The 1367-nt window shown below is 52.5% G+C and carries 1 protein-coding gene; it reads left to right on the top strand.

Features of this window, described 5'->3' with window-relative positions; all coding sequences use genetic code 11:
• The coding region (locus R7Q47_RS24670) for a PAS-domain containing protein (protein ID WP_318089891.1) at positions 1-1367 on the top strand (1367 nt) is incomplete at both ends.

The raw sequence follows: 1367 nt of genomic DNA, 5'->3' as shown, positions 1-1367 counted from the left end.
GGGCGTATTTGTGTTGCCAATCGCGTGGGTCGGGCAAGGGCTATTGAGCGGAACATCTGCCGATACTTACGTGATCAGTGTGCCGATGGCGGTGGGGGCAAGCGAGATTGCGTTACTGGCGTTTTTGGGCGGTACTTCGGCGGCGAGCGGTATGGTGATTGTTTCAACCATTGCTTTGGCGATCATGGTATCGAACGACTTAGTGATGCCGCTGATATTACGCCGAATGCGCTTGGCGCAGCGCAACCATCACCACTTTTCTGAGCTTTTGCTGCGTATTCGCCGCGCTCTAATTCTGATTTTGTTGATTGGTGCATGGGGATTTTATCAGGCTTTAGATAGTATCCACTCACTCTCTGCGATAGGTTTTCTCTCGTTTGCAGCCATTACCCAGTTTGCTCCTGCATTGATTGGCGGTATGTATTGGCGTCAGGGTAACAAGAAAGGCGTTTATGTTGGCCTCGCGGTCGGTTTTACGATTTGGTTGATTACCTTAATGAGCCAAACCGACATGTTAGCTGGTAATGCCAGCAACAACTTTTTGATTTGGTTAATCACGCCGCCAGAGGTGCTGTCGAGCTTCGACATTGCGATTTCGGATTGGGGCATGATCATGAGTGTGGTGGCGAACGCGGTGTGTTTTGTCGCGGTGTCTCTGGCGACGCGTCCAAGCCTAAGTGAGCGCTTACAGTCGGCGTCTTTTGTCGGAACACCGCTGCCTGAAAGCGAAAACATCAGCTTGTACCAAAGTCGAGTTACCGTGGCTGAGCTGGAAATGCTTGCCTCACGCTTTGTTGGCCGCACTCGGGTGAAAGTGGCTTTCCAAGCCTATTGGAGCCAGCAGCGAGAGGAGTTGTTACCGAACCAACAAGCGCCGTCTTCGTTGATTCGTCACACTGAACGCGTATTGGCTGGAGTGTTTGGTGCCTCTTCCGCCAAGTTAGTACTTACTTCTGCGTTGCAAGGCAGAAATATGCAGCTTGAAGAAGTCGCAACCATCGTTGATGAAGCATCCGAGTTGTACGACTTTAGCCGCGGATTACTCCAAGGGGCGATTGAACATATCGGCCAAGGGATTGCGGTGGTCGACAAACAACTGCGGCTGGTGGCGTGGAACCAGCGTTACCTAGAGCTGTTTGTATTCCCACCCGGATTGATTCAAGTCGGCCGACCGATTGCTGATGTGATTCGCCACAATGCTGAGCAAGGTTTGTGTGGCCCCGGCGATCCAGAAGACCACGTACGCCGCCGCGTGTATCACCTTGAACAAGGTACGCGACATACCTCTTCCCGTGTGCGTCCTGATGGACGAGTGATTGAAGTGCAGGGCAACCCGATGCCCGGCGGTGGTTTTGTAATGAGCTTTA

The sequence above is a fragment of the Vibrio sp. Vb0349 genome (assembly GCF_033338975.1).
The sequence above is the reverse complement of the archived record's forward strand: the minus strand, read 5'-3'. Positions and strand labels throughout refer to the sequence as shown.